The 1,822-nt window shown below is 57.1% G+C and carries 1 protein-coding gene; it reads right to left on the minus strand.

Annotation, left to right across the window (positions count from 1 at the left end):
* Positions 1-151: 151 nt before the first annotated feature.
* The coding region (locus AC2A1E_RS24005; protein WP_484385845.1) for a fimbria/pilus outer membrane usher protein at positions 152-1,822 on the minus strand (1,671 nt) is incomplete at its 5' end.

Genomic DNA, 1,822 nt, shown 5'->3' on the forward strand with positions numbered 1-1,822 from the left:
TTCGCATCCCGCTGGACCAGCATTGTCGCGCCACTGATCGTTACGGAAGGTACCGACGGAGTACAAAATCTGTAGGCCCATGCCGGGGTAGTGCAGACCAGTGACAGCGCCGCAATCATCTTGAATAATTTTTTCATCACGCTCTCTCTTCTTACTGACAGGAACCGTTAACTATCACCACACCCGTGGCTAGTGCCGTTTTGGGTTGTGCTGGTAACTGATAATTTACCCGGCACTGTTGAGTACTCTCTTTGCCCCACTGCACCTGTAGGGTGCCTTTCTCGGCCATCCCGGTCAGGTAAGCCTGGCCCCCTTCGCCAACAATGCTGCTATTTTCACCGTTGCCGCCCACTTCGGTTACCGTGGCACCAAAGGGAACGGGTTGGCCGTTGGCGCGCAGCAGCGTCATCATGATTCGCTGGCCGATACGGGGTTGATAGTCTGCGACCACGACCGCGCCGCGCGTTGGTGTGACCGTTTTTGAGGTCAGCTCCAGTTCGACATCATCCGGTAGCGTTGCCGTATCCAGTCCGATCGCGTTATTGCGGTAAGGGGTGACGTAAGGCACCACGGCATAGCCACGCCAGTCGGTTTTTACCCCGACATTGTTGGCCACGCTAACCCCTTTGACACCCGGCGCTTTCACCAGCGCCACGGTTTCACCCAGCGGTTGTGACAGGGTGACACCGTTTTCATGCACCAGAATGCCGCCCTGAACGCCGTAGTTGAACCGCTGCTGCTGGCTGCCGTAGCTGTAGCCCGCATTGACCTGGCCGCTGCCGCCCTGATAGCTGGTTGACAGGTTACCGTTACTGCCGTGTTGTTGGCTGCTGTAGCCCTGTGCTACGGACCAGTTCAGATTGTTTTGCTCCAGCGCGGTGCCACTGAGACCCAGGTTGTGGCTGACCCGCCCCTGGTTACTGCTGTTCATGCTGTAGCTGGCCCAGGAGTTATTGAACCAACCGGACAGCGGGATATTCACGTTCAATGCCAACAGATGATCGTTACCGTTGCTACCGACCGCATTCTTGCTGTAACTGTAGTTGATGCCATAGCTGATACTGCGCCAGCTATTATTGTAGCCCACGCTGGTGGAGCGGGTTTTCTGCCCATTCCAATAGCCTTCATCCACCATGCTCAGTGACAGAGAACCGGCCTGTTGCCCCAGATTCTGGTTAACCGTCAACTCCACTCGGCTGCGCTTATGTAATAGGTAATCTGACTGCAACTTGGCCGACTGGGTGTAGGTATCCAGCGTTTCCTGTAGCGTGTAGAACCCTTTGGTTGAGTAGCGATACCCTGCCAGGCTGACGTTGGTTCCACTATCAGCAAAGCTCTTGCCGTAACGCAGGCGCAGGGACTGGCCGCTGCTGCTGTGATCCTCCGCCAAGGCAGCACGGGCTTGGGTGACATCGGCAGAGAACGCACCGATCGGCCCCATATTCTTGCCGAGCCCCAACGCAATGGCGTCATAGTGGCTGGCGGTCTGCACGCCGCCGTAGGCTGTCATCCCCCAAGGCAAACCGTAAATGAGGCTGCCTTGAGCAAAGGGGGTTTCGTCCACTTGGCTATCGGCCGGACGATAGCGCCCGCCGACGAGGCTGTATTTCAGTTGCCCTTCACGCTGCAATACCGGCACCGAGGCGAAAGGCACCACCAGGCGCTGTTCACTGCCATCGGCTTCAGTAATGGTGACGTTCAGATCGCCACTGCCCGCGGTAGGGTAGAGATCGTTGATGACAAACGCCCCGGCAGGCACGTAGCTCTGATAAATCACGTAGCCATTCTGGCGGATGGTGACTTGCGCGTTGGTTTTGGCGAT

The organism is Serratia sp. HNCC26DJ206 (genome assembly GCF_057180605.1).